Genomic DNA, 25934 nt, shown 5'->3' on the forward strand with positions numbered 1-25934 from the left:
CATTAATCTTCTTTTAAATGATGTAATAATTGATGAACAATCAACGCTGATTTACGACCTGCTTCAACAATAAATGTATCAAAATCAACTGCTGATGTCCCTTTTTGTGGCATATCCGAGATTGCTCTGACAACAATGACTGGAGTTTGTAATGCATAACACGCTTGTGCAATAGAAGCTCCTTCCATTTCAGTTGCTAAAGCATCTGGGAAATGTTTTAAAATTAATAATCGTTGATCTTCACGGTGAATAAAACTATCTGCTGAAACGACTAATCCTTTAAAAACAGATAAATTCAATTCAGATTGAATTTCTTCAATGACATTATCTTCAATCAGTTGAGCTTGGAAGCGTTCAGGCATCCCTGGCATTTGTCCATATTCATATTGAAAAGCTGTTACATCTGCATCACTGTACGCTAATTCTGTAGCAACCACAATATCTCCAATATTCATTTCTGTTCCAAATCCACCCGCTGATCCTGTATTAATGACTAGGGTCACGTTAAAATGGTGAATTAATAAAGCAGCTGTTACACTAGACATTACTTTACCAATACCAGATTGCACTAATACAATAGATACGCCATTTAAACTTCCTTCTAAAAATGTCCATCCTGCAATTTTTACTTCCTGTTCAATTGTCATTTCTTCAGATAGAAGACGTTTTTCCTCTTCCATCGCTGCAATAATTCCGACTTTCATATATTACTCCTTTTCTACGAAATAGGCCATTTGAATGACATCATAATATTGACCATTTACTTTCATTTCTTTTTCTTCAATTGCTACTACTTCAAATCCAAACTTTTTATATAAAGCAATCGCTGCAACATTTTCTTTAACAACTGCTAATTTAATTTTTTCAAGAGGTGAATAGTCTTTTGCCCATGATAATAATTCTTCCATTAAGGCACTTCCTAATCCTTGACCCCAATATTCCTTTAAAATACTAATACCTAATTCACCCACATGTTGAAATTTTTCTTTAGAATTTCCTCCAATTGAGGCAACTGCAATAATTTCTTGTCCTAATTTAGCAAGTAGCATCATTTGATTATCACTTTCTAAAACAGATTGAATATATAACTCTTCTTGTTGAATACTTAACTCTAATCCTTCTTCACCAAAACTTAAAAAATTCGTTTCTTTTCCAACTTTTTTTGTATATTCAATTAAGGCTTCCGCATCTTCTACTGATACAACTTCAATTTCTAATTCAACTTTCTCTTTCATTTATCCACCAACTCTCGAATTGATTCAACCATTTTTCATATTCTTCTCCTATAGCATCAAGTGTAATGCTTCGAGTAGTGAGAGAAGTTTGTTCGATAGAAATAATTAATCGATTCATAGGTAATTCTTCTTCAATAAAATTTGCCCATTCAACCATTACGACACCTTCACGATGAAAATACTCCTCTAAACCAATTTCACTTGCTCCTCCACTTTCTTCAATACGATACATATCCATATGAAATAAAGGCAAGCGACCTTTTGTATACTCACGTATTAAAGTATAGGTTGGACTTTTAATGACACGTGTAATGTCTAATCCTAAAGCGAATCCTTTTGTAAAAGTCGTTTTACCAGCTCCTAAATCTCCTGATAAAATAATTGTACTGTTAGCAAATGCACCTTTTGCTAATAATTCTCCTATTTTCATTGTTTCTTCTTGTGATGTCGTTTGAATTGTGATCGTCATATTTTTCCTCATTTCAGTGAAAATTCCTCAAAAACATTATAACATAATTCAGTGATTGATTAGTATGAAAAACAAAAATGACTTTACCTAGTAGTTTGCCCATAACCAGTAAAAACTGGCTACAGGCATTCATAACTACTTCAGAAAAGTCAATTAAATCTCATTTTTTGCTAAACGAACTAATTTTTGAACTTCAAATGCACGAAGTTCACGATAATCTCCCGGTCTTAAATTTTCTAATGTTAAAAATCCGAATTCTTCACGTTTTAATTTTTGAACGGGTAATTCTACCGCTTCAAACATTTTCTTCACTTGGTGATTCCAACCTTCGTGAATCGTTAAAGAAACAATTCCTGTATTTTTTTCAGTATCAACGGATAAAATTCTGGCAACTGCTTTAGAAGTTTTCTTGCCATCAATCCAAATACCTCTTTCTAATTGTCTCATATAGCGTGGTGTTGGAACACCTTTTACTTTAGCAATATATTTCTTTTCAACATGATGTTTTGGATGGGTCATTAAATTCGCAAATTCTCCATCATTCGTTAATAAAATTAATCCTGTTGTATCATAGTCTAATCTTCCTACAGGATAGACACGTTGAGGGATATCTTTAAAATAATCACTAATAACGGTACGCCCTCTATCATCTGTTACACTTGATAATACAGATTTTGGTTTATAAAACATAAAATAAACAGGCTCTTCTTTATAAATCGGAATGCCATCTACTTCAATTTTATCCGATTGAGACACTTTATATCCCAATTCTCTCACAACTGCGCCATTTACTTTAACACGACCTTCTTCAATAAAGGCTTCGCATTTTCTACGAGATGCTATTCCGGCATGTGCCATGACTTTTTGTAATCTTTCCACTAGATACTCCTTCTTCCCTTACGAAATGGTTCCTTCTTCTTGATGCATTTGTTCTAATTCTGCAAACAAGTCTTCATTATTTTTAAATAATTGCTTACTTTCTTCTTGATTTAATTCTAGTAATGATTCAACATCTGGCAATTGATCCAATGTTTCTAATCCGAAATAATCCATAAAATAAGTAGTCGTACGATATAATTTTGGACGACCTGGACTATCCATTCGACCTGCTTCTTCAATTAAATCTCTTAACAATAATTTCTGAATCGCTCCACTACATTGAACTCCACGTATACTTTCTACTTCTAATCTAGTAATCGGCTGTTTATAAGCAATAATCGCCAATGTTTCAAGAGCTGCACTAGATAATTGAGAAGAAAATGGAGAAACAGCATATTTTTCAAGATAGGGTTTTAACGATGCTTTCGTCACAAATTTATATCGTTGCGCCGTTAAAATCAATTCTAAGCCACTTGTTTCATCTTTTAATTGTTCCATTAATTCTTCCAATAATTGACGAACTGCCGTTTTATCAATGCCAACGACATAACTAATTTCTTCTAGTGTTAAGCCATCATCTCCTGCTACAAATAATAAAGCTTGAGTTGCTGCTAAATAATTATTCACTAAATGCACCACCTTTATCGCAAGTTTCTAAAACAATATCTTCATAAGGAACATGTTGTACCAAACGAATTTTATGTTCTCTTACTAATTGTAACATCGCCAAAAATGTTGTTACAATGGCATGACGATGAAACGAAGGAAAACATTTATCAAATCGAATACTTTTTTGAGGATTTTCTTGAATTTTTGTTAAAATCGAATCCATCATTTCCTCTACTGTATGTGTTTCATGTTGAATATTTGCTTGTAGAGGCATTTTATCAAGATTTCTTCTTGCAATTTTCTTTAATGCATTCCATAAATCTTGAGTCGTTACTTGACCTTCTTGTAATGGAATAATTTCTTGAAGAGCAGATAAATCACTTGCTTCTTTTCCATAATGCATCCCTCTTTGGACAGAAAGTTCTTCTAATTTTTTGGCACCTTCTTGGAATTGCTTATATTCCATTAATTTTTCAACTAACTCATCCCTAGGATCTTCTTCTACCTCAACTTCATCAATTTCTACTTTTGGTTTCGGTAAAAGCATTCTTGCTTTAATTTCTAATAAAGTTGCTGCCATTAATAAATACTCGCTAGCTACTTCTAATTCCATTTCTTGCATGGAATGAATATAGGATAAATATTGATGCGTTAATTCCACCATTGGAATGTTATAAATATCAATTTTCATCTCTTTAATTAAATGTAATAACAAATCCATTGGGCCTTCAAATTCCCCAATTCGTAGCGTTAACGCATCCACTTTCTCTACTCCTATTCTAATTAATAAATTTCAATAACTTTACGAACTAAACCTTTGAATGATTCTTTTACACGTTGAGTTGTTTCTACTACTTCCTCATGGTTTAAGTTTGCTTGTAATCCAGCTGCTAAGTTTGTAATACAAGAAATACCAATCACTTTAATTCCTGAATGATTCGCAATAATGACTTCAGGAACCGTTGACATACCAACTGCATCTCCACCTAATACTTGTACCATACGAACTTCCGCTGGTGTTTCATAAGTCGGACCAGATAATCCTGTATAAACTCCTTCTTGTAATTGAACTCCAACTTCTTTAGCTGCTTTACGAACAACTTCTTGTCCATAGACATGATAAGCATGTGACATATCAGGGAAACGAGGTCCAAAGCGGTCATCATTTGCTCCAATTAATGGATTTGTTCCTGTAATGTTAATATGGTCTGTAATTAACATTAAGTCCCCTGGTTTGAAGTTTGCATTGCTTCCTCCAGCTGAATTTGTCACAATCATTGTTTCAACTTCTAATAATTTCATTAAACGAATTGGGAACGTAACTGTTTCCATTGGATATCCTTCATAAAAATGAAAACGTCCATCCATAATTAAAACTTTTTTACCTGATAATTCGCCGTATACTAAACGACCAGCGTGACCTACTACTGTAGATACTGGGAAGTTTGGAATATCTTTGTAATCGAAGATAACTGGATTTTCAACTTCCGTTGCTAATTCTCCTAGTCCAGATCCTAAAATTAGTCCAAAATCAATACTTTGAACTCCATTACTTTGTAAAAATTGTTTTGTTTCTAATAATTGATCATATAAAGCCATGCTACTCTGTCCTCTCTTTTTTTAGATGATTTAAAAAAGAAGTGGAAATCCAATAATGGAACTCATTGAATTTCCACAATTTATTATTGTAATTCACTTAAGAAGCTTTGGCCGTTTCCTGTTGAAGATACGCCAAAGTTTTCAGAAATTGTTTCAGCAATATCTGAGAAATGTCCTTGAGTTAAACGTGTTGGATGTTGAAGAGATTTGCTAATTGCTAACACTGGAATATACTCACGAGTATGGTCAGTTCCTGGGAATGTTGGGTCATTACCATGGTCAGCTGTAATAATTAATAAGTCATCTTCATGCATATGCTCTAAAATTTCTGGAATACGTGCATCGAATTCTTCTAATGCATTCCCATATCCAACAGTATCTCTACGGTGTCCATAAGCAGCATCGAAGTCTACTAAGTTTAAGAAACTCATTCCAGTGAAATCTTTTTTCAAGATATCTACGAATTTATCGACACCATCCATATTGTTTTTCGTACGAACAAATTCAGTAATTCCTTGACCGTTGAAGATATCATTAATTTTACCAATTGCAATAACATCAAACCCTTTTTCTTTTAAGAAATCTAATGTTGTTTGACCAAATGGACTTAATGCATAGTCATGACGGTTTGAAGTACGTTGGAAGTTACCAGGAGTTCCTACATATGGACGAGCAATAATACGACCAATCATATATGGATCATCTTTAGTAATTTCTCTTGTATATTCACAAATACGATATAATTCTTCTAAAGGAATAATTTCTTCATGAGCTGCAATTTGTAATACTGGGTCAGCACTTGTATAAACGATTAAATCGCCTGTTTCCATTTGATGTTTCCCAAAATCATCAATAACAGCTGTTCCACTATATGGTTTATTACATACAATGTTTCTACCAGAGAATTCTATAATTTTATCTAATAAATCTTGAGGGAATCCATCAGGGAATACTCTAAATGGCGTTTTAATATTTAATCCCATTAATTCCCAGTGACCTGTCATTGTATCTTTTCCTACAGAAACTTCTTCTAATTTAGTATAGCTTCCTTTTGGATTTTCAACTGGAGGTACAGTTTTTAAAGGTGCAATATTTCCTAATCCATAAGCTTGCATATTTGGAACATTTAAACCAACTCGTTCTGAAATATGTCCTAATGTATGAGAACCTGCATCATTAAATGCAGCAGCATCCGGTGCTTCTCCAATCCCTACTGAGTCCATAACAATTACGTGAATTCTTTTAAATTTCATCTGACATTCTTCTTTCTTCAAAAAATTTTATTTTTTCGCACGTGGGTGCGCTTGTTGATAAATTTCTTTCATTCGTTCATTTGTTAAGTGTGTATAAATTTGAGTTGTACTTATATCGCTATGTCCTAATAATTCTTGCACAATTCTCAAATCAGCCCCTGCTTCTAAAATATGCGTTGCAAAGGAATGACGCAATGTATGGGGACTTACTTCTTTATGAACGCCTGCTTCTTGTACAATTTTCTTTAAATTCTTCCAAAAACCTTGTCTAGTAAATCCATTTCCACGATGATTTAAAAACAAATATTCCACTGGATTCGATTCTTGCTCTAACACCACTCTTGCATAAGTTAAATAATGCTGAACCCAATTAGTGGCTGCTTGTCCAATAGGAATAATTCTTTGTTTATTTCCTTTACCAATCGTTTGAAGAAATCCCAATTCTAAATGCAAGTCACTTAGTTTTAAAGTAATTAACTCACTGACACGCATTCCTGTTGCATAAAGGAGTTCTAACATTGCTTTATCTCTTAATCCTAATACCGTTGAAGTATCACAGGAATTTAATACTTGTGTCACTTCATCAACCGTTAATGCTTTTGGTAACGTCTTACTCTTTTTAGGAATTTTCAGTGGTTGTACTGGATTTATTTCAACCAATTGTTCCTGCTGTAAAAATTTAAAGAATTTCTTTAAGCAACTAATCATTCTACTAGTAGAACTTGTCGCATAACCATCCTGTTTTAAGTTTTGTAAAAATAATACAATTAGAGAATAATCGACTTCTTTCCAATCTCGAATCTGATGTTCTTTCAAAAATTGGTAAAATTTCATTAAATCTCTTTGATAACTCATCACTGTATTTTGAGATAATCCTTGAATCGCTAATGAATCCACAAAGTAATCCAAATTACGTTGCATGAGTTTCACCTTCTCTACATTTTTGACAAATGCCATGGAAAGTTAAACGATGATCTTCCACTTTGAAATGAAATCGTTCTTCAACTACTTTTTCCACTTCACCTAATAAATTTTCATGAATTTCTTCAATATTCCCACATTTATTACATAGTAAGTGATGGTGGAAACGATTCGAACCATCTCGTTTCAAATCATAACGAGCTAATCCATCATCGAACACAACCCGATAAGTAATATTTAAATCTGTTAATATTTCTAAAGTTCGATAGACTGTTGCTAATCCAATATCAGGATACTTCCGTTTAACGAGCATATATATAGCTTCAGCACTCAGATGGTCATCTTCTTTTTCTAATAAAATTGCAACTGTTGCTTGTCTTTGAGGAGTTAACTTAAATCCCTCTTCCTGCAATTTCTTTTTGATGCCTTCCATTGTTAACACAGTCCTATCCCTCCATTTCAATCCTTATTTTTCTTCTACTAATTGAATAAATCCTTCTGATTGTGTAATCTTTTTCGCTTTTAATAAGGAACCAATTGCACGTTTGAATTGTCCCTTACTAATTCCAAAAATTTCTTTTATAATCGTTGGATCTGTTTTATCCCAATACGGTAATGTATGCGTTGGACGATTTCTTAACATTGTTAAAATCATTTCTGCATCATCTCCAATTGCTTCAAACGCTCTTGGTCTCATGGATACATTTAACACACCATCTGGACGAACACCAATCACTCGTACATTAACTAATTCACCAAGTGTTGGTTCATATAATCGTTCACTTGGATGTAAGAAGCATCGATAGCCTTCTTCTGTCATTAAGAATGTTCCGACTAATTTAACATTTGTTACAGTAGCAGATACATCTTTATTTTTCAATGTATGATTTGCTCTAATGGATTTAGCTTTTAACTCTGTTCCATCTCCCATTGTTGCCCAAGTACGATTTTTCTTATCTTTAATTAAAGTTACATATAATCGATTATTTTTCTTCGGCCATAATTCTTTTAAGTTTGGTAATTCATCTAATGAAACAACCATATCTTTATCCGGTAATCCAATCGATACGAATACGCCTAAATCTTTTCTCACTTGAGTAACCGTTGCCCATCCATAAGTTTCATTAGTTACTTCTGGAATATCAAGGGTCATGATTTTCTTACGATCACTATTTTCATATACAAAGCCCTTCACGACATCTCCGATGGCTAATGTTACATCGGGATTTTTTGAAACACGATACGTTTCACCTTGTTTTTGAACAAAGTACGCTTTATCATTTTCATCCGTCACAATAGCTTGAATAATAGTAGATAAATCACTTGTCATCGCTTTCCCTCCTTTACTTATTTAGCATTCCTATTCTAACACAGAAATCATAAAAGCCAAAATAAAAAAAGATTGAGACCGAAGTCTCAATCTTTTTTTAAACATCTCTTACTTAGAATGAAGTCAGCAGAATAGACTTCCAAATAGTAGTATGGGTAATATAAGCCGAAAATTCGGCTTATATTACAGGCAAATTCGAGACCAAAGGCTCGAATTTTAGCCATGAGATTCGCTTTAGCGAAGCTGCTGGCGTCCTAATACTACTGTTCCCCTTGGAAGTCTAAAATATTACATCTCTTTTTCGTAAGCTTTCAAATCTTTTAAGAAACTTGCCACAATTAGAACAATAATTAATCCAATTGGGAATGCTGCAATAATCGCAACAGATTGTAAATTATACATTGAATTTTCTGAGAAAATTAATGCAATCGGTAAAATAATAAACACTACTGCCCAGAACATACGAACACGCTTATCAGAATCATGTGTATCTTCTAATGTCTTATAAGAATAAGCAGAAATCACTAAAGTCAATGCATCAAATGTTGTCGCATAAAAAGCAACCATTGTAACTGCTAATAAAATTAACCCTAATTGACTTAAAGGCATTGTATCAAAAATTTTCAAAATAATACCTGCATAATCTGGAGTATCCGTCACTAATCCACTAGAAATATCTAACCCATGTTTTAATTGTTGTGCTAAACCATAATTTCCTAAAATAATAAATGAAGTAAATGTTCCAGCAATTCCCCAAGAATAAGCCCCTAAAATAGTCTGCTTAATGGTACGACCTTTACTAATACTACCAATGAAGAAAGGAGTTGCGACACACCAAACCATCCAATAAGCCCAATAATAAATTGTCCATTTTTGAGGGAATGATGTTTCACGCAATGGATCTAACCAAGTTGATAATCCAATAAAGTTTTGCGCTAAATTCCCAATAGAGCTAAACCCAGTTTCTAAAATATATACTGTTTCTCCACCAGCAAATAAGAAATAAGCTAATAGAGCAAAGAATAAATATGAACAGTAAGTTGCTAATTTAGAGACAGCTTCCATTCCTAATAACACTGTTGAAGTGTAAACTAAAGCAATTAATAATAAAATAACAATTGTTGCACCAGTTGAGTTTTCAAATCCAAAAACATGTCCCATTGCTGCTGATAATAAAGGAGTTGCTAATGAGAACGTAGTTGCAGTTCCAGCAATTAAGGCAAAAATTGCAATTAAATCAATGACTTTCCCCATCCATCCATCTACTTTATCTTTTAAAATAGGACGACAAGCTTCAGAGAACTTTTGTTTTTCAACTTTACGTACATGTAACATAAAACCAAATGCCACAGCTAACATAATATAAAATCCCCAAGCAATTGGTCCCCAGTGGAATAATGGAAACGTAGGAGCCCATCTTTGAATACCACCTAATTGAGCCACATAATCTTCATTTGCATATAGTGCCCACTCACATAAAGAATAGAACAAAATATCTGCCGCCATTGTAGAAGTAAAAATCATCACTCCCCATTGGAAAGATGTATATTCAGGCTTTTCTCCTTTTCCTAAAACAATAGAACCATATTTTGAAAAGGCTACATACATACTACAACTAAAAATTCCCACACCTAAAAGCGCATAATAAATACTAAATTGATCTCCTAGCCAAGTACGAATCCCGCCTAGAATTAATGATGATTGTTCTGGAATGACTAAAAATAGTACTCCTAGTAACAAAACTCCTAACAAAGGTACTATAGTAGATACCCAGTCAATTTCTTGATGTAATCTTTTTTGCATGTTAAACTTCCTCACCTTCATCCAAGATACTTTGATAACTTGGATCTAATTCTAATAATTCTTCTAAATTATCGATTTCCACAATATCTGTTTTTTCCATTGGATAAATTCCTAATTCATATTCATCTGGATAACAAAACATCGCTACATCATCCCAATAAATTTGACGATTTTGTTTTACATCAAATTCTTGTTCTAAATGACGTGATAAACGCTGTCCATCTTCTTTATTCCAACGAGAAATACTATATAATTGCCAGCCTTTTTCTCCACCAGTGCGTGAACAATGAATGACCTTTTCCTGATTATCGACGGTCATCAACCATTCATCGGTATGCCCTTCAGTCCAAACACAGTTATATCCTGAATGAGTAAAGTCAGCATGAAGAATTTCCGGATTATAAATTAATTGGTCGCTATCTAAAATAATCACATCTTCTAAATGTTCTCTTGCTACATATAGAGAAGAAATATTATTACACGTATCATAATACGGATTTTCAATAATTTTTAATCCTGGATATTCTTGTTCTAATGCATAAAATTGTTCTTTTAAATATCCAACTACTACATAAATTTCCGTAATTCCATTCTTATGTAGTGCTTGAATAACCGTATCAATCATTCGAACTCCATTTACTTTTACAAGCGGTTTTGGAGTATGATTTGTAATAGGTCTCATTCTTGTTCCTTGACCTGCAGCCATTAAAATGGCTCGTTTAATTGTATTTGTCATAATTCTCCTCTTTTCATAGTTTCTCTAATGCAGTTAAAACTAATTTAGAATATTCTTTTGCATAGCGATACTGACATAATGAATATTCCCCAAAATCAATTCCTAAACTTCTCTTATATTCGCACCAATTACTCCATAATAATCCCGCACTTGCGATATACGCATAAATTTTAGTGCGAATCACTGGAGAAACTTCTCCTTTAAAATATAAATCAATTAAATGATCTACTTGCTCTTTTGAATATAAGGAATAAATGCTAAACATCGCAATATCAACATGAGGATCTTGCATTCCTGCATATTCCCAGTCAATAATTCGAATACCATCTTTTGTAAATAAGAAATTATCTGGAACAGCATCAATATGAACAAGAGTTTCATTCTTCTCTAATGTATCAATCCATTTTTTCAATTCAAAAATAGCTGTTTTTGTTTTTTCATAATCTTTAAAATAAGATTTTTCACCATTCCATAAACTTTCATAAAAATCAATTTGCCCAAAAATATCAAAACGATGTTCTACTTTTAAATTTAATTCATGGAATTCTCGAAGTTTCGTCATACAAGCTTCTACTTCATTCCAATTTTCTGCATCACAGTTCGTAGCATCTTCTAAATAAGCAGTAATTTTATACCCATTCTCTGGATTCATATATAAAACATCATCACAAATTTGTCGATTTTCTAATGCTTGATAAACGTCTGCTTCTTCTTTGCGATTAATTAAATGATCTGTTCCCTCACCAGGAATTCGCATAATATATTTTTTATTTTGACACTCGAATAAGAACGAGCGATTCGTCATCCCTTTTTTCAAAACGGTAATATTTTTAATTTCATCAACTTCAACATTAAAACAATCTTGAATAATTGAAATCGCATCTGTTTGTAAGTTAGCTGAATTCCCATCTATTTCTCGCAGTTGTTCATACGTATTAATCTCAATCAATTTTTTTGCATTTACCACTTTAGAAGGAATGATCCATTTATTTTTATCTTGTAAAGTACATTCCCAAAACTCATGATCATAAGAAGATTTCTTTGAAAAGTCTTGTAATTTTTTTTGAACAGTTTTTGCTTCTTGTCCCATTACATAACAAAGACCAATCATTTGATTGCCATCTTCTTCTTCATCCACCACGACTAATTCTCTTTTGCGATTCACACGAACGGTACTTTCAACAGACATTTCGTTGCTAACCATATACCACGAATATGGTTCAAAATCACTAAACGGATTTTCTTCTGCCCAAATGTCGCATGGAATAATATACGTTTTGTCTAATGATGATTTTACTTTACTTAATGAATGTAAATTATTTTTTACTTGGTATTCAGAATTAACCACTAATTGAACATTATATTCATCGATTAAATATTCATATCTTTCTTTCATAAATCCAACTACTACTTGAATATCTGTAATATCTGCTTCATGAAGATGACGAATCATTCTTTCGATTAAGACTTCTCCTCTAACTTCCATTAAGCCTTTTGGAATTTCCGTATTAATTGGAACCATTCGCATCCCAAATCCCGCTGCTAAAATAATCGCACGCTGTGGCTGATTTTCTTTAATAAATGCTTTAGCCTTTTCACTTAATTCTCCAGTAGGAGATAACCATTTTTCTTCCTGTAATTCTTTTACTACACGATTAACAAATCCTAATGAGTATCCTGATTGATTTGCAATTTCTCGTTGATTCACGTTAGGATTCTTTCGAATTGCGTTCAGAATATCTAATTCTTGAACGTTCATGTAATCACCACTTTCTTTTTTTGTGAACTAAGGATAGTTTACACCCATCTAATTTAAATAGCAACTTTTAAATAGTTAAGAAATTTTAAAATAAAAAAAGTGGATGACAACATAAAAGTTATCAATCCACTTAATTTAATCAGCTTCATCCCCACTACCCATTTGAAGAATTCGGCTAACAAAATGATGATTATTCTATTTAATACTGTATTACTAATACCCAACACAATAATAGTATAGTTTTAAATTAGACTAAACTGATGACTATCGTATAGACAGAATTTTTAACTTCTTCCAAATCTTTTGGAAATTCAAACCATCGGATTCAACTTCCATTACTTCATCAATTGAGTTGAAGTGTAATTCATTTTTAGTCGTGTAATTAATTAATACATATTCATCATTAACGGATGAAAAACAATAACGATTTCCATTAAATTCAAAATCAATACTATGACCTTTTTCAATAATTTCTATCAATAAATTCAATGATTTTAACTGACGATTCATCGCATACATAGCTATCACCCATACCAAATTAATTGTGAATGAAGAATGATTTACCCTTCAATCTCCTGTTATTTCTTGATCAAACTATTTCTTTCTAAATCCCCATTTTGTATTAAATAATCATCATCACGGTGCTAAAGGGATTCGAACCCCCGACCTAACGTTTAGGAAACGTTTGCTCTATCCTACTGAGCTATAGCACCCCACGAGTGTATTTTGTCACAAAACACACTCAATGTCTAGCCTTAATTTTATTTTTTCAGATTTTAATCAGAAATTTTCCGTTCACTGCTTTTCTTTTTTCTTTTTTTCATTCTACGATTTTTTGCTCGACGTTCTCCCCATAAAACTAATAAAAATAAAATAGAACCACCTAATATTACTGCAAAAGCAAATGCATTTTGAATAATATACACTTGAAGCGTTTGTTGTCTTTTCTCAGGTTCTTTTGGCAAATCAGCAAAACCACTTTCTGCGACTACCTCTACACTCGGATTTTTTTGGTTTTCTTTTAAGAAATCTCCTTTTAACGTTACACTCACCTTTTTATTAGCAACTTGCCATTCAGGAGTTTTCCCTTTTTCCATAATCATCTCAAGAGATTGATTCGTTGTTATTTTATGACCATCAAAATCATGCTCACCAGCTGGTAAAATTGTTTGATATGAAAAATGTTCTAATACATAGTTTAAAATCGCATTTCCAAATGTATGTCGAATAAATTCTCCATCTTGATTCGACCAATCTCCTACACCAAGAACGACTTCTACTAGTTTCATCTTATCTTTTTCATAAGTTGCAACGTAGTTAAAAGCTCCATAGCCACTCGAGCCAGTTTTCAATCCATTGACACCTTCGATTCCATATTTAGCACCTGGAATTGAATAATTATACGTATCGAATTTTTCTTCATAAGGTGTGCCTTCCATTGTTTTCACAACAGGTGAATTAGTATATTGTAAGACTTGCGGATATCGATTCATTAAATCCATTGCTAAAATCGCTAAATCTCGAGCTGTTGTTTGATTCGGTTTAGATGCATCATACCCTTCTGGTTGATAATACCCTTGGAACAATTCAGCTACCGCTCCAGAAGCATTATTAAAATGTGTATGATTCATTCCTAATTCTTTTGCTTTAGCATTCATTTTTTCAATAAATTTTGCAGAATCAGTTGTAATTGCATTTACTAACATGAGTGTTGCTACATTTGAGGAGGGAACAAGTGTCATTTTCAACAATTCTTCAATCGCATACTCAACACCTTCCACAATTTTATTATTACTAATTGCATAAATATTTGAAATTGCTTGGTCTTCTTTTGTAGCTGTAATTTTTTGTTGAATTGATAATTCCCCTTTAGCAATAGCTTCCATCACTAAGTAAACGGTCATCACTTTACTAATACTGGCTGGATCACGCACTTCATCAATATGATCTTGCCACAAAATTCTTCCTGTGTATGCATCTACGACAATAGAAGCTTTCGGAATGTCAGCTGGATTAACGTCATAACCTTCATTTTTTGTTAATTCAACAACATCTACTGTTTCTGCCCCAATTGTGTTCATGGAACACCCTATAAATAGTAACGAAACAGTCACAAAAACTTTCACTAATTTTCTCAATTCTTCTCCACCCTTGTTCGTGTAATCTCAAAATGATTATAGCATATCTAACAACACAAAAAAACTGCAAGAGAAAAGTCTTCTCTTACAGTTCGCAAATGATTTCTTATACAGATTCAATTTTTGTAATTCTTACTTTCATATCTCCGCCAGGAGTTTGGATAACAACTTCGTCATTTAATTTCTTACCAAGAATTCCTTTTGCAATTGGAGAATCATTTGAAATTTTTCCTTCGATAGGATTTGCTTCTGCACTTCCTACGATTGTATAAGATTCTTCTTCACCATTTGGTAATTCAATAAAAGTAATTTTACGTCCTAATGAAACGACATCTTTTTCGACATTATTATCATCGATAATTTCAGCAAAACGAATCATTTTTTCAAGAGTTGTAATTCTTCCTTCAACAAAGGCTTGTTCATCTTTAGCTGATTCGTACTCTGAATTTTCAGATAAGTCACCATAACTACGAGCAATTTTAATACGCTCAACGATTTCTTTACGTTTAACTACTTTTAGTTCTTCCAATTCAGCTTCTAATTTTGCTTTACCTTCAAGCGTCATTGGATATAATTTCTCAGTCATTTGGCTTCTCCCTCTTTTCCATTTTACTGCTTTGACAGTGGTAAAAACATACCATTTTATGAAGAAGAATGCAAGCATTATTTATAAATTTCTAAGAATTTTATGCTAAATCACTTAAAATAGAAGCAATTTTTGTTGTCATTAAGTCGATTGCTACTGCATTTGAGCCACCTTCAGGGATAATAATATCCGCAAATTTCTTCGTTGGTTCAATAAATTGATGATACATTGGTTTTACAACTGTAATATATTGATGAATAATCGAATCAAGTGTTCTACCACGTTCAACCATATCACGTTTAATACGTCGAATAATACGAATATCATCATCCGTATCAACATACACTTTAATATCCATTAAATTTCGTAAACGTTCATCTTCCAAAATTAAAATTCCTTCAATTAGAATGACATCTTTTGGTTCTTGATGAATGGTACGATCACTTCTCGTATGATTTTCATAATCATAAACTGGCTCATCAATCGATTCGAAATTAATTAATTTATTCATATGTTCAATTAATAAATCCGTATCAAATGCAAATGGATGGTCATAGTTCGTTTTTAAACGTTCTTCAAACGGCATATCACTTTGGTCTTTATAATAGAAATCTTGGTCAATTTTTACAATACTTAATTCTGGAAAATGATCCAAAATCTTTCTACTAACGGTAGTTTTACCACTACCTGAACCACCAGTCACTCCAATCACAATCGGCTTCTTTTTCATAAATTACTCCTTATCAACGTATTTAGCTTTTAACGCTAAGTGTTCTTCATATGTTTTTGCAAAATAAACTTCTTTTGTTTGAATATCTGCTACGAAGTACTCATAATCGGTTTGAGCTGGATCAATAGCAGCTAAAATTGCTTCTTCACTTGGACTATTAAACGGCCCAGGACCCATTCCTCTATTTCTATATAAATTATATGGAGAATTTACTTCTAAATCTTTTAATGTTACGACTTCTTTATGTTCACCTAGAGCATAAAGAACAGAAATATCTGTTTGTAACATCATATTCTTTTGCAGGCGATTATAGAAAACACTGGCAATCTTTTGACGGTCTTCTAATTTATATCCTTCTTTTTCTAGTAAAGAAGCCATCGTTAAAATTTCATGGACATTATAGTCTCCTTGAGAAATTTTTGCATAATATTTTGATAAGACATTATCTGTTTTAGCAACCATTTCTTCTATAATCATTTGTAATGTTTTATTTTCATCTGCATCATAAGTTGCAGGGAATAAATATCCTTCTAGGAAATAACGAACATTTTTTGCTTTTTGAGCATCTTTAAATAATCGTGGAAATTTTTGCACTAATTGATCAATGAAAGCTTGTTCTTGTACTTTATTCATAAAATCATCTTTCGAATATTTCGTAGATTTTTCCACTTCTTCAGCAATTCCTGTTAAAGTTTCCCCTTCACGTACAACAACTTTTGCAACATTGGCAGATTTATCTTTCCCACCATCTGCTAATTGTCCTAAAATTTGGTCCAAATCCATCGATGGAGATAATTGATAAAATCCTGCTTTAAATCCAGCTACATTTTTGAATTTAATATAGAAATTAAAAATTTTCGCATTTCGAATGAGCTTATTATCTTCTAATATTTTAGCGATTTGTTTCACAGAAGATCCTGTTGGAATTTCCACTTCTACTGTTTGGGTTTGTTTTACATCTACTGGTTTCAATGATTTAGAAACATAATAATAACCATATGCTCCACCACAAAGGATTACTACTGTAAATATCAACGCAAAAAATCTGACAATATTTCGTGTTATTTTAGATTCTTTCTTTCGGATAGCTCTTAGTTCATCATTTTCATAGATGAATTCTGTTCTAAAACGTTCTTTTTTTGACATATTCCGCCTCCTTTTAACTTCGTTGTCATTATACATGAATTCCTATAACATTTGAAGACTAGGAGTTATACAATTATATTACAATTTCTAACAACGAAACAAAATAGACTTGACGCTGTAGCACTATTAACAATGAGATTTGCTTGCAAAGCTGCTGGCGTCCTTGCTACTTCAGGAAAATCCCATCATTTAAACGCCCTCTCATAAACACACGTCCAGCGAAATGGACTTGACGACGTAGCGTTAGCAATGAGACAGCAAAGCTGGCTGCTTGCATCCTTCGCTACCCAAGGCAAGTCCCATCATTCAAACACCCATCATATACACACGTCAAACAAAATTGACTTGACGCTGTAGCATACGTAAATAAAGCCAACATGGCTTTATTTACTGGAAAAATCGAGACCGAGGCTCGATTTTTAGCCATGAGATTCGCTTGCGAAGCTGCTGGCATCCACTGCTACTTCAGGAAAGTCAGATTTTGTATATTAAAAGGAAAGAAGACACCAAATAGCATTCTATCAGGCGTCTTCTCACATCATTATTCTTCTTCTTCATCTAAGAAAGTATTTAAAACTTCCTCAATCATATCCCATTCTTCTTCAGTTTCAATAGGAAGTAAGTCTCCTTCAGTACCATCTTCAGCTTCCACATAAGAAAATGCTTGAAGTTCAACTTCTTCACCCTCAGGAATTCCTGCTGGGTAAACTAAAACATATGATTTACCAAAATCTTCTGAATCGAAAGTAAATAAAACCTCGTGTAAGACTTCATTTCCCTCTTCATCAATAATTGTAATATGTTCATGTCCATCATGTTCATGTGTATGTTCTGTCATTACGTTTCCTCTTTTCTATTTAATATTTAAATCTAAATAATTTTGTAAAATGATGACGGCTGCTAACTTATCAATGACTTCTTTTCTCTTTTTACGAGAAACATTTGCCTCCTCAACAAGCATTCTTTCTGCTTGCATCGTTGTTAACCGTTCATCGTGAAAAACGATTGGAATTTCTAATCGCTTTTCTAAACTTCTACCATATTTTTGTGAAGCTTCTGCTCTTGGTCCAGCTGTATTGTTCATGTTTTTCGGCATACCGATAACAATCTTTTCAACTTCGTATTCTTTAACCAATTCCACCACACGGTTAAAGCCAAATTCACTTGCAGCTTCATTAATCGCAATCGTTTCAACACCTTGAGCAGTCCAACCTAATGGGTCACTAATCGCAACTCCAACTGTTTTACTGCCGACATCTAATCCCATTACTCTCATTAACAATCTCTACCTGTCGAACGAATATAATGGCGGATTAATTCTTCGATAATTTCATCACGCTCGTGACGTCTTACTAGATTTCTAGCATCACGATGTCGAGGAATATAAGCTGGATCGCCAGATAATAAGTACCCAACAATTTGATTCACTGCACTATAACCTTTTTCGTTTAATGCATCATAAACAATTGTTAGTGTCTCTTGTACTGTTTTTTCATCTTTATCATGAAAGTTAAATAGAACTGTTTCATCCATTGAACTCATATTAACACCTCATTTCTTTGTATCTTCATTCTACTAGATTTTTCATAAAACTACAATCAATTCGATAGAGATTAAACTTTCCTTAAAAAAATGAAGTAGAATGGATTACATCCTACTCCATTTCGATTTAGTGATTAAGCTTGAGTTAAGAATTCTTCTACCGCTTTTAACGCAGCTGGAATACCTGCTGGATTTTTACCACCTGCTTGAGCCATATCTGGACGGCCACCACCGCCACCTTGGATATGTGAGGCAATTGCTTTGATAATATCTCCTGCTTTAATTCCTTTTTCATTCGCATCTTTAGAAACTGCAGCTAATAAATTCGCTTTTTCACCTTCATTTGTAGCAACTACAAATACATCACTTGCTGCTTTTTGTCTCCAAGTATCCGCTAATTGACGTAATTCATTCATATCTTTGTTTGGTAAGTGAACAGTAATAAATGAGTAATTTCCTGCTGTAGAAACAGATTCGAATAAGTCTGCTACTTCAGATTTCATTAATTTAGCTTTTAAAGATGAAATTTCATGTTGAGCTTCTTTTAACTCTTGTTGTAAGTGTGAAACTCGTTCTGGAGTGCTATCTAATTGAACAGCTTTAACATCACTTGCAATTTGTTTTAATAACAATTCATGTTTTGCTAATAACTCAAATGCTTCTTGACTAGTTACAGCTTCAATACGACGAACTCCTGCACCAATACCAGATTCAGAAATAATTTTGAATAGACCGATTTCTTGAGTGTTTGAAACGTGAACCCCACCACATAATTCAATAGACCAGTTTGCAATGTTTACCATACGAACTTTATTACCATATTTTTCACCGAATAAAGCCATTGCACCTAATTTTTTCGCTTCTTCTAATGTAGTTTCAATAGTCACTACGTCTAAAGCTGCCCAAATTTTTTCATTTACGATACGTTCCATTTCAGCTAATTCTTCAGCTGTTACTTGTCCAAAGTGGCTAAAGTCAAAACGTAAGTATCCTGGAGCTACTAATGAACCTGCTTGGTTTGCATGTGTTCCTAATACTTCTTTTAATGCTTGGTGTAATAAGTGAGTTGCAGTATGGTTTTTAATTAATTTAGCACGTTCTTGTTGATCTACTTCTAATACATAAGTTGAGTTTAATTGCATTGGAGCAACGACATCAATTGTATGTAATGGTTGACCATTTGGAGCTTTCTTCACTTGAACGACTGTTGCAACCATTTGACCTGATTCATCTTTAATGACACCATGGTCAGATAATTGTCCACCCATTTCTGCATAGAATGGCGTTTGATCAAAGACAACTTGTACTCTTGTATCTTCTGAAGCTGATTCTACTAATTCATCTTCAAATACAATAGCTTTTAATACTCCATTATCTGTAGTACGATCATATCCAACAAATGAGCTTTCTACAGTAATATCACGTAAAACAGCTGATTGAACATTCATAGAAGTTTCAGTATTACGAGCTGCACGAGCACGTTCTTTTTGTGCTTTCATTTCAGCTTGGAATCCTTCTTCATCCACTTCATACCCATTATCACTAGCATATTCTAATGTTAATTCATAAGGGAATCCATAAGTATCATATAGTTTAAAGGCATTTTCACCTGATAAAACTGTTTGATTTTGCTCTTTCATTTCAGCAAATACTGTTTCTAAAATTGCAAGTCCATCATGAATGGTTTCTTGGAAACGATTTTCTTCATTTGCAATTACTTTTTGAATGAACTCCATATTTTCAGTTACTTCTGGATAGTAACTATGCATAATGCTTGCAACAGTTGGAACTAATTTTGTTAAGAATGAACCTTGAATTCCTAAACGTTGACCATGCATTACTGAACGACGAATTAAACGACGGATAATATATCCACGTCCTTCATTTGAAGGTAACGCACCATCACCAATCGCAAAACTTACTGCACGAATATGGTCAGCGATAACTTTAAATGAAACATCTAAATCTTTTGAAGCATTATATTTTTTACCAGCACTTAATTGTTCTAATTGTTGAATAATTGGCATGAATAAATCTGTTTCAAAGTTTGTTGGAGTATCTTGAATAACAGAAACTACACGCTCTAATCCCATCCCCGTATCGACGTTTTTATGTGGTAATGGAGGATATGTTCCATCTGGCATATGGTTAAATTGAGAGAATACTAAGTTCCAAATTTCTAAGTAACGTTCGTTTTCTCCTCCTGGGTAGTTTTCAGGATCATCTTCAGCTAATGTTTGATATTTTTCACCACGGTCATAGAAAATCTCAGTATCTGGTCCACATGGTCCAGCACCGATATCCCAGAAGTTATCTTCTACTGGAATAATATGGTCTTCTGGTAATCCCACTTTTTCCATCCATAAGTATTTTGTTTCAGGATCTTTTGGATAATACGTTACATATAAACGATTTGGGTCTAATGCTAACCATTTTTCACTAGTTAAAAATTCCCAAGCCCATGGAATTACTTCTTCTTTGAAGTAATCTCCAATTGAGAAGTTCCCCATCATTTCAAATAATGTATGGTGTCTTGCAGTATGACCTACATTTTCAATATCATTTGTACGAATACTCTTTTGAGCATTTGTAATTCTTGGAACTTCAGGTGTTTCTGTTCCATCAAAATATTTTTTTAACGTAGCTACCCCAGAGTTAATCCATAATAATGTTGGATCGTTTACAGGAATTAAACTTGCACTTGGATGCACCTTATGTCCTTTCTCTTGGAAGAAATCAAGATACATTTGACGAATTTCGCTACTAGATAATTTTTTCATCTTTACCATCCTTTTCGTTTATTATAAAAAAATAAAAACTGCCCCATTGTTACAAGGGCGTCTACCACGCGGTACCACCTTGCTTACAATGAAACAGCATTTCATCCTCATTCATTCCGATAACGCGGGAAGCGTCTGTATTTCTACAAAAATCCAATCAGGAGCATAAATTTTGTGGCCATTTTCACCGGCTAGACCTCTCTACGATTAAAATTCTTTTATCTGACTGACAATACTCATTTAGTATAAGAAAATCTCTCACATTTGTCAAATTATTCGGTAGGATATCTATTTCCTATACTAACCAAGAAAAGTTGCTTTTGTTTTGTGATTTTAAAATTTTAACGGTACAGAAGCAACACATCAGAAATCTTTTTTTGGTGCGCTATCAAATTTTTCTTTCAACAATTGCTTCTGTTAATGTTTGAGAAAAATTTAAACCTAATTCTCTACCTAACTTATCAGCCCATCTCGGTATCGTTAAAGTCTTTTTTACTGGTTCTTGATTTCCTAAATAGTGATTTACATTTACTCCTACCATAGAAATAAACGATTTTTTTGAATCAAATTTTAATTCAATATCTTTATCATTCTTAAAAGGATTGTGTTCCACTAAAGATAAAGAATTTATATCTGATGGTTTAGGTAAATCTATATCATTTTCGATACAATCAGCAGCATTCATGCCTAGCCATTCACTTGCCATTTCCAATGCATCACTAATATCTTTTCCTTGAGTACCAGACATATTTGAAAAATCTGGAAAATGTACAAAGTAAGGTGAATTTGTATCATCTGAATCATCATAATAAAATAACGCTGGATAAGTCACTAACATTTTCATACCTCCAATTAGAAAAGCAGAGGCTGAGTATTATAACCCAGCTTGCTTTCTTATCCCTTTTTCAGTGAATTTATTTAACTCACCATGGGGAATTATGATAGGTCTTTCTCCTTGTTTCTCCATTTTTACATGGGAACCTGTACCACCCTTTGTTTTTGACCAACCATGAGTGATAAGAAGTTTGACCATCTCATTTTGTGTCATCGGCATAGCGCTCTACCTCCTGACACAAATATTATAGCACGTGTTACACGTGCTAATCAAGAATAATTACCTTCTCTCTCATGTTACTATAACAGGAAGTCTACATCTCAAACTCACCCTCATCTCCTCACGTAAAACGGAGAAAGACTTCCCATAGTAGCATGTATAATAGTAGCCGAAACTCGGCTACTATTATTAGGAAATTTCGAGACCAAGGCTCGAAATTTAGCAATGAAACCCAAAGGGTTTGCTTGCGTCCTTTGCTACTATTTTGGAAGTCTTTCGTAGTTTCCAATAAAAATTCTATCCTACTTCAATTCCGGGATATATTCCTCATCTCCATAATTGAAAAACAATTCAGTAGGTCCCTTTTGTTCAAAAATGTCTAACATTTGATCCAAATGCCATAATGGTTCTCGCTTCTTCAAATCTTCTAAAGAAATCCAAAACATATCTCCCTCAGAAGAAGAACGAAGTTCACCAGTATAATGACTTGTTTTGTATAAAAACACAATATAACGTGTTCCATCTGGTCGAATCCAATCTTTAATTCCACAAAACTCTAGCTGACTAATCGTTAGACCTGTTTCTTCTTTAATTTCTCGAATCGTCGAATCTACAATGGATTCCATTGGTTCAACATGACCTCCTGGGAAAATTAATCCTTGTGCATAACTCAAATTTTTCTCTTGCACTAAAACATTTCCCTCTTGGTCATAAATCATACACATATTTGTCAATTCAGTATGAACAGTACGACTCATTTTCTCACTCTCTTTCTCTTTTATTAGGAATGATATTGGGAAGTCTACATCTCAAACGTACTCTCATCTCCATACGCAAAACGTAGAAAGACTTCCCATAGTAGTTATGAGACCGCAGGGCTGCTGCCGTCCTTTGCTACTATATTTGGAAGTCTTTCGTAGTCTCCCTCTTTAAAAGTATTGAAGAAATTCTCCATATCCTTCTTTTTCTAAATCTACCTTTGGAATAAATCTTAATGCAGCAGAATTAATACAATAACGTAATCCACCTAACTCTTCAGGTCCATCTGGGAATACATGCCCTAAATGAGAATCCGCTTTTTGACTACGAACTTCTGTACGAACACGATTTAATTTATGGTCTTCTTTTTCTGTTAATGTTGTATTTTGAATCGGTCTTGAAAATGATGGCCATCCGCAACCTGCATCAAATTTATCTTTTGAACTAAATAATGGTTCACCACTCACTACATCTACATAAATTCCTTCTTCAAAAAATTCATCATATTCTCCTGAAAAAGGACGTTCTGTCGCTTCATTTTGCGTCACTTCATATTGAATTTCTGTTAATCGTTGTTTTAATGCTTCTTTTGAAAATTCTGACATTTTTCTTCCTCCTAATCTTCAAACTTCCACTTTGATTGATGTGGATCTTGAATTCGTTTAAATAATTTTTCCAAATCTTTATTGCTTAAATGAACTAATACTGGTCTACCATGAGGGCAATTATACGGATTTTTACATTTTGCTAAGTCCACTAATAATTGTTCCGCTTCAAGCGTTGTTAAACGATGATTCGCCTTTATCGAACCTTTACAGCTCATCATAATGGCAGTTGCCTTACGCAGTTGAGCAACCGTTACTTTTTGATTTGAGAGAATTAAATCAATAATCTCTTCGATAATTTCTCTTTCTTCCCCCTGTTTCATCCAACTAGGATGGGATTGAATTTGAAAAGTATGCGTACCAAATGGTTCGATTTCTATTCCAAATTCACGAATCATTTCTAACGACTCTTGTAATTTGAGCGCTTCTTTTTTCGAAAATTCCATGACAATCGGAATCATTAATGATTGACTCACTGGCGCTACTTCTCCAATAGAAACTTTAAAAATTTCATATTTAATCCGTTCTTGAGCAGCATGTTGATCAATCATGTATAACCCTTTTTCATTTTGCGCAAATAAATACGTCCCATGCATTTGTCCAAAATAATGTAATTCTGGAAAATCAGTTTCAAAATTTTCTTCATCCAATTCTTGAGATAATTTCCAATAATTCGCTTTTTCTTGGTGAAAATCTATTCGGCAATCTTCACAGACCTCTATGTTATGAGCCGTTATTTGAACTGGAATTTCCTCTGTTATTTCTTCAGAAATCTCTCTCTCAAATGGACTCTCTTCAGTTTCTAAAGGTAGGTCTTCATAACTTACCGCTTCACTCGTATACGAAGAAGTCTCATCCTCTTGTATCCACTCGTTAGGAATTTCAACTCGAATGGATGGCTGAACTGGTTTTAAGTCAAAATTTAACGTTTCTTGTTCCACTACCGGTCGGGCAGTTGTCAATTCCGTTGATTTACGTTTAAATGGTAAATCTTCTAATGATTCAGGAATTCGTTGTACCCCTTGAATCGACTCATGGATTGCTTTTTGAATAAGGGCTGAGAGTTCCACTTCTTTACTAATACGCACTTCCTGCTTTGTTGGATGCACATTGACATCGACTAATTGGAAATCCATTTCAATATCAATCACTGTAATTGGAAAACGTCCCACCATTAAAGTAGAACCATATCCTGCCACAATTGCTTTAGAAATCGCAATATTACGAATCGAACGCCCATTGATAAAAATCGAAATATAATTTCGATTGGATCTTGTTAATTCTGGCAAAGAAGTATAGCCACTGACTTTGAAATCATCATCTTCCCCACTAAATACTAACATTTTACGAGCGTTAGTAGGACCTAAATTACCTGCAATAGCTTGACGCAAGTCACCATTTCCTGCTGTTCGAATTAATTCATTTCCTTCATTTCTTAAAATAATAGAAATTTCTGGATGACTGAGAGAAATTTTACTCACAACATCTGTAATATGAGCAATTTCCGTTTGAAGTGTGCGAACAAATTTCAAACGAGCAGGAGTATTATAAAATAAATCTGAAACTTCAATGGTTGTCCCTTTTAACGGAGGTACTTGAGTTTCTTCTACAATAGTTCCTGACTCAACTTTTAACTGAGTTCCCACGTCTTCTCCAGTAGAAGTCGTTACAGTCACCTTTGAAACTGCTGTAATACTTGCTAAAGCTTCTCCTCTGAATCCTAATGTTTTAATGCGAAATAATTGTTCAGGTGAATAAATTTTACTCGTCGTATGACGGCGAATCGATAAGACGGCATCTTCACGACTCATCCCTGAACCATTATCGGTAATTCGTATGAGTTTTAATCCTGCTTCTTCAATTTCAATGACAATTCTTGTACTGCCAGCATCTACCGCATTTTCCAATAATTCTTTGACAACAGATGACGGTCGTTCAATGACTTCTCCTGCTGCAATTTGATTGGTTAATAAAGCACTTAATTCTTTAATTTTCCCCATA

The 25934-nt window shown here is 33.5% G+C and carries 28 protein-coding genes and 1 tRNA gene; all 29 read right to left on the reverse strand.

All coding sequences use genetic code 11. The annotated features are described in order from the left end of the window. Positions 1–2: 2 nt before the first annotated feature. Positions 3–704 (reverse strand): 5'-methylthioadenosine/adenosylhomocysteine nucleosidase, encoded by a 702-nt coding sequence (locus RWL86_RS01865; protein ID WP_314076908.1) that lies wholly within the window; start codon positions 702–704, stop codon positions 3–5. Positions 705–707: 3 nt separating this feature from the next. Then, positions 708–1235, reverse strand: a complete 528-nt coding sequence (locus RWL86_RS01870) for a GNAT family protein (RefSeq protein WP_314076909.1) — start codon at positions 1233–1235, stop codon at positions 708–710. Beyond that, positions 1219–1704 (reverse strand): tRNA (adenosine(37)-N6)-threonylcarbamoyltransferase complex ATPase subunit type 1 TsaE, encoded by a 486-nt coding sequence (gene tsaE / locus RWL86_RS01875; RefSeq protein ID WP_314076910.1) that lies wholly within the window; start codon positions 1702–1704, stop codon positions 1219–1221. The genes RWL86_RS01870 and tsaE overlap by 17 nt, the downstream gene beginning before the upstream one ends. Positions 1705–1857: 153 nt before the next feature. Next, positions 1858–2583, reverse strand: coding sequence for a pseudouridine synthase (locus RWL86_RS01880; RefSeq protein ID WP_314076911.1), 726 nt, complete (start codon positions 2581–2583; stop codon positions 1858–1860). Between the two features lie 18 nt (positions 2584–2601). Then, entirely contained in the window at positions 2602–3210 is a 609-nt protein-coding gene (gene scpB / locus RWL86_RS01885; RefSeq protein WP_314076912.1) for an SMC-Scp complex subunit ScpB, read from the reverse strand. After that, positions 3203–3955 (reverse strand): segregation/condensation protein A, encoded by a 753-nt coding sequence (locus RWL86_RS01890; protein WP_314076913.1) that lies wholly within the window; start codon positions 3953–3955, stop codon positions 3203–3205. The genes scpB and RWL86_RS01890 overlap by 8 nt, the downstream gene beginning before the upstream one ends. A 20-nt stretch (positions 3956–3975) precedes the next feature. After that, positions 3976–4791 (reverse strand): purine-nucleoside phosphorylase, encoded by an 816-nt coding sequence (locus tag RWL86_RS01895; RefSeq protein ID WP_314076914.1) that lies wholly within the window; start codon positions 4789–4791, stop codon positions 3976–3978. A gap of 83 nt (positions 4792–4874) precedes the next feature. After that, positions 4875–6044, reverse strand: coding sequence for a phosphopentomutase (deoB, locus tag RWL86_RS01900; protein ID WP_314076915.1), 1170 nt, complete (start codon positions 6042–6044; stop codon positions 4875–4877). Between the two features lie 27 nt (positions 6045–6071). Next, the gene (gene xerD / locus RWL86_RS01905) at positions 6072–6965 is read right to left on the reverse strand and encodes a site-specific tyrosine recombinase XerD (protein ID WP_314076916.1); all 894 of its coding nucleotides are present in this window, start codon (positions 6963–6965) and stop codon (positions 6072–6074) included. Continuing rightward, complete coding sequence (locus RWL86_RS01910; protein WP_314076965.1) at positions 6955–7398, reverse strand: Fur family transcriptional regulator; 444 nt, start codon at positions 7396–7398, stop codon at positions 6955–6957. Before RWL86_RS01910 ends, xerD begins: the two co-directional genes overlap by 11 nt. 33 nt (positions 7399–7431) lie before the next feature. Then, positions 7432–8295 (reverse strand): S1-like domain-containing RNA-binding protein, encoded by an 864-nt coding sequence (locus RWL86_RS01915; protein WP_314076917.1) that lies wholly within the window; start codon positions 8293–8295, stop codon positions 7432–7434. A 288-nt stretch (positions 8296–8583) separates the two neighbouring features. Next, positions 8584–10098, reverse strand: a complete 1515-nt coding sequence (locus RWL86_RS01920) for a BCCT family transporter (RefSeq protein ID WP_314076918.1) — start codon at positions 10096–10098, stop codon at positions 8584–8586. Position 10099: 1 nt separating this feature from the next. Further along, positions 10100–10834 carry a phosphocholine cytidylyltransferase family protein gene (locus RWL86_RS01925; RefSeq protein WP_314076919.1) on the reverse strand — a complete coding sequence of 245 codons (735 nt, stop codon included), beginning with the start codon at positions 10832–10834 and terminating at the stop codon, positions 10100–10102. Between the two features lie 13 nt (positions 10835–10847). Beyond that, positions 10848–12593, reverse strand: coding sequence for a phosphotransferase (locus RWL86_RS01930; RefSeq protein WP_314076920.1), 1746 nt, complete (start codon positions 12591–12593; stop codon positions 10848–10850). A 264-nt stretch (positions 12594–12857) separates the two neighbouring features. Beyond that, complete coding sequence (locus RWL86_RS01935) at positions 12858–13112, reverse strand: hypothetical protein (protein WP_314076921.1); 255 nt, start codon at positions 13110–13112, stop codon at positions 12858–12860. Between the two features lie 120 nt (positions 13113–13232). Next, positions 13233–13306, reverse strand: a tRNA-Arg gene (locus RWL86_RS01940). A 63-nt stretch (positions 13307–13369) separates the two neighbouring features. After that, the gene (locus tag RWL86_RS01945; RefSeq protein ID WP_314076922.1) at positions 13370–14674 is read right to left on the reverse strand and encodes a serine hydrolase; all 1305 of its coding nucleotides are present in this window, start codon (positions 14672–14674) and stop codon (positions 13370–13372) included. Between the two features lie 163 nt (positions 14675–14837). After that, the gene (gene greA, locus RWL86_RS01950) at positions 14838–15317 is read right to left on the reverse strand and encodes a transcription elongation factor GreA (protein ID WP_314076923.1); all 480 of its coding nucleotides are present in this window, start codon (positions 15315–15317) and stop codon (positions 14838–14840) included. A 100-nt stretch (positions 15318–15417) separates the two neighbouring features. Then, a complete protein-coding gene (udk, locus tag RWL86_RS01955; protein WP_314076924.1) occupies positions 15418–16047 on the reverse strand; it encodes a uridine kinase in 630 nt (209 codons plus the stop codon). Between the two features lie 3 nt (positions 16048–16050). Next, entirely contained in the window at positions 16051–17229 is a 1179-nt protein-coding gene (gene mltG, locus RWL86_RS01960) for an endolytic transglycosylase MltG (RefSeq protein WP_399534276.1), read from the reverse strand. A gap of 505 nt (positions 17230–17734) precedes the next feature. Further along, on the reverse strand, positions 17735–18031 hold the full coding sequence (locus RWL86_RS01965) for a DUF1292 domain-containing protein (protein ID WP_314076926.1): 297 nt from the start codon (positions 18029–18031) through the stop codon (positions 17735–17737). A 15-nt stretch (positions 18032–18046) separates the two neighbouring features. Then, positions 18047–18469, reverse strand: coding sequence for a Holliday junction resolvase RuvX (ruvX, locus tag RWL86_RS01970; RefSeq protein WP_227931530.1), 423 nt, complete (start codon positions 18467–18469; stop codon positions 18047–18049). Then, positions 18469–18735: an IreB family regulatory phosphoprotein gene (locus RWL86_RS01975; RefSeq protein ID WP_006702831.1), complete on the reverse strand. Its 267-nt coding sequence runs from the start codon at positions 18733–18735 to the stop codon at positions 18469–18471. Before RWL86_RS01975 ends, ruvX begins: the two co-directional genes overlap by 1 nt. A 134-nt stretch (positions 18736–18869) precedes the next feature. Further along, positions 18870–21515 (reverse strand): alanine--tRNA ligase, encoded by a 2646-nt coding sequence (gene alaS / locus RWL86_RS01980; protein WP_314076927.1) that lies wholly within the window; start codon positions 21513–21515, stop codon positions 18870–18872. A 388-nt stretch (positions 21516–21903) separates the two neighbouring features. Beyond that, entirely contained in the window at positions 21904–22353 is a 450-nt protein-coding gene (locus RWL86_RS01985) for a type II toxin-antitoxin system HicB family antitoxin (RefSeq protein WP_314076928.1), read from the reverse strand. A 36-nt stretch (positions 22354–22389) separates the two neighbouring features. Continuing rightward, the gene (locus RWL86_RS01990; protein ID WP_314076929.1) at positions 22390–22569 is read right to left on the reverse strand and encodes a type II toxin-antitoxin system HicA family toxin; all 180 of its coding nucleotides are present in this window, start codon (positions 22567–22569) and stop codon (positions 22390–22392) included. A gap of 302 nt (positions 22570–22871) precedes the next feature. Then, complete coding sequence (locus RWL86_RS01995) at positions 22872–23327, reverse strand: 8-oxo-dGTP diphosphatase (RefSeq protein WP_314076930.1); 456 nt, start codon at positions 23325–23327, stop codon at positions 22872–22874. 171 nt (positions 23328–23498) lie between these two features. Beyond that, a complete protein-coding gene (gene msrB / locus RWL86_RS02000) occupies positions 23499–23933 on the reverse strand; it encodes a peptide-methionine (R)-S-oxide reductase MsrB (RefSeq protein WP_314076931.1) in 435 nt (144 codons plus the stop codon). 11 nt (positions 23934–23944) lie between these two features. Continuing rightward, positions 23945–25933: a DNA mismatch repair endonuclease MutL gene (mutL, locus tag RWL86_RS02005; protein WP_314076932.1), complete on the reverse strand. Its 1989-nt coding sequence runs from the start codon at positions 25931–25933 to the stop codon at positions 23945–23947. Position 25934: the final 1 nt, after the last annotated feature.

Source organism: uncultured Granulicatella sp., assembly GCF_963515095.1.
GTDB lineage: Bacteria > Bacillota > Bacilli > Lactobacillales > Aerococcaceae > Granulicatella.

Coding starts and splice junctions, on each gene's coding strand:
- mltG (WP_399534276.1), bottom strand. CDS start 17,229: ATGTATAATGACAACGAAGTTAAAAGGAGGCGGAATATGTCAAAAAAA.
- alaS (WP_314076927.1), bottom strand. CDS start 21,515: ATGAAAAAATTATCTAGTAGCGAAATTCGTCAAATGTATCTTGATTTC.
- RWL86_RS01985 (WP_314076928.1), bottom strand. CDS start 22,353: ATGTTAGTGACTTATCCAGCGTTATTTTATTATGATGATTCAGATGAT.
- tsaE (WP_314076910.1), bottom strand. CDS start 1,704: ATGACGATCACAATTCAAACGACATCACAAGAAGAAACAATGAAAATA.
- xerD (WP_314076916.1), bottom strand. CDS start 6,965: ATGCAACGTAATTTGGATTACTTTGTGGATTCATTAGCGATTCAAGGA.
- RWL86_RS01925 (WP_314076919.1), bottom strand. CDS start 10,834: ATGACAAATACAATTAAACGAGCCATTTTAATGGCTGCAGGTCAAGGA.
- RWL86_RS01945 (WP_314076922.1), bottom strand. CDS start 14,674: ATGAACACAATTGGGGCAGAAACAGTAGATGTTGTTGAATTAACAAAA.
- deoB (WP_314076915.1), bottom strand. CDS start 6,044: ATGAAATTTAAAAGAATTCACGTAATTGTTATGGACTCAGTAGGGATT.
- RWL86_RS01995 (WP_314076930.1), bottom strand. CDS start 23,327: ATGAGTCGTACTGTTCATACTGAATTGACAAATATGTGTATGATTTAT.
- ruvX (WP_227931530.1), bottom strand. CDS start 18,469: ATGAGAGTAATGGGATTAGATGTCGGCAGTAAAACAGTTGGAGTTGCG.
- RWL86_RS01920 (WP_314076918.1), bottom strand. CDS start 10,098: ATGCAAAAAAGATTACATCAAGAAATTGACTGGGTATCTACTATAGTA.
- RWL86_RS01915 (WP_314076917.1), bottom strand. CDS start 8,295: ATGACAAGTGATTTATCTACTATTATTCAAGCTATTGTGACGGATGAA.
- RWL86_RS01930 (WP_314076920.1), bottom strand. CDS start 12,593: ATGAACGTTCAAGAATTAGATATTCTGAACGCAATTCGAAAGAATCCT.
- mutL (WP_314076932.1), bottom strand. CDS start 25,933: ATGGGGAAAATTAAAGAATTAAGTGCTTTATTAACCAATCAAATTGCA.
- RWL86_RS01975 (WP_006702831.1), bottom strand. CDS start 18,735: ATGAGTTCAATGGATGAAACAGTTCTATTTAACTTTCATGATAAAGAT.
- RWL86_RS01990 (WP_314076929.1), bottom strand. CDS start 22,569: ATGCCGATGACACAAAATGAGATGGTCAAACTTCTTATCACTCATGGT.
- RWL86_RS01865 (WP_314076908.1), bottom strand. CDS start 704: ATGAAAGTCGGAATTATTGCAGCGATGGAAGAGGAAAAACGTCTTCTA.
- RWL86_RS01870 (WP_314076909.1), bottom strand. CDS start 1,235: ATGAAAGAGAAAGTTGAATTAGAAATTGAAGTTGTATCAGTAGAAGAT.
- msrB (WP_314076931.1), bottom strand. CDS start 23,933: ATGTCAGAATTTTCAAAAGAAGCATTAAAACAACGATTAACAGAAATT.
- udk (WP_314076924.1), bottom strand. CDS start 16,047: ATGAAAAAGAAGCCGATTGTGATTGGAGTGACTGGTGGTTCAGGTAGT.
- greA (WP_314076923.1), bottom strand. CDS start 15,317: ATGACTGAGAAATTATATCCAATGACGCTTGAAGGTAAAGCAAAATTA.
- RWL86_RS01935 (WP_314076921.1), bottom strand. CDS start 13,112: ATGTATGCGATGAATCGTCAGTTAAAATCATTGAATTTATTGATAGAA.
- RWL86_RS01895 (WP_314076914.1), bottom strand. CDS start 4,791: ATGGCTTTATATGATCAATTATTAGAAACAAAACAATTTTTACAAAGT.
- RWL86_RS01965 (WP_314076926.1), bottom strand. CDS start 18,031: ATGACAGAACATACACATGAACATGATGGACATGAACATATTACAATT.
- RWL86_RS01910 (WP_314076965.1), bottom strand. CDS start 7,398: ATGGAAGGCATCAAAAAGAAATTGCAGGAAGAGGGATTTAAGTTAACT.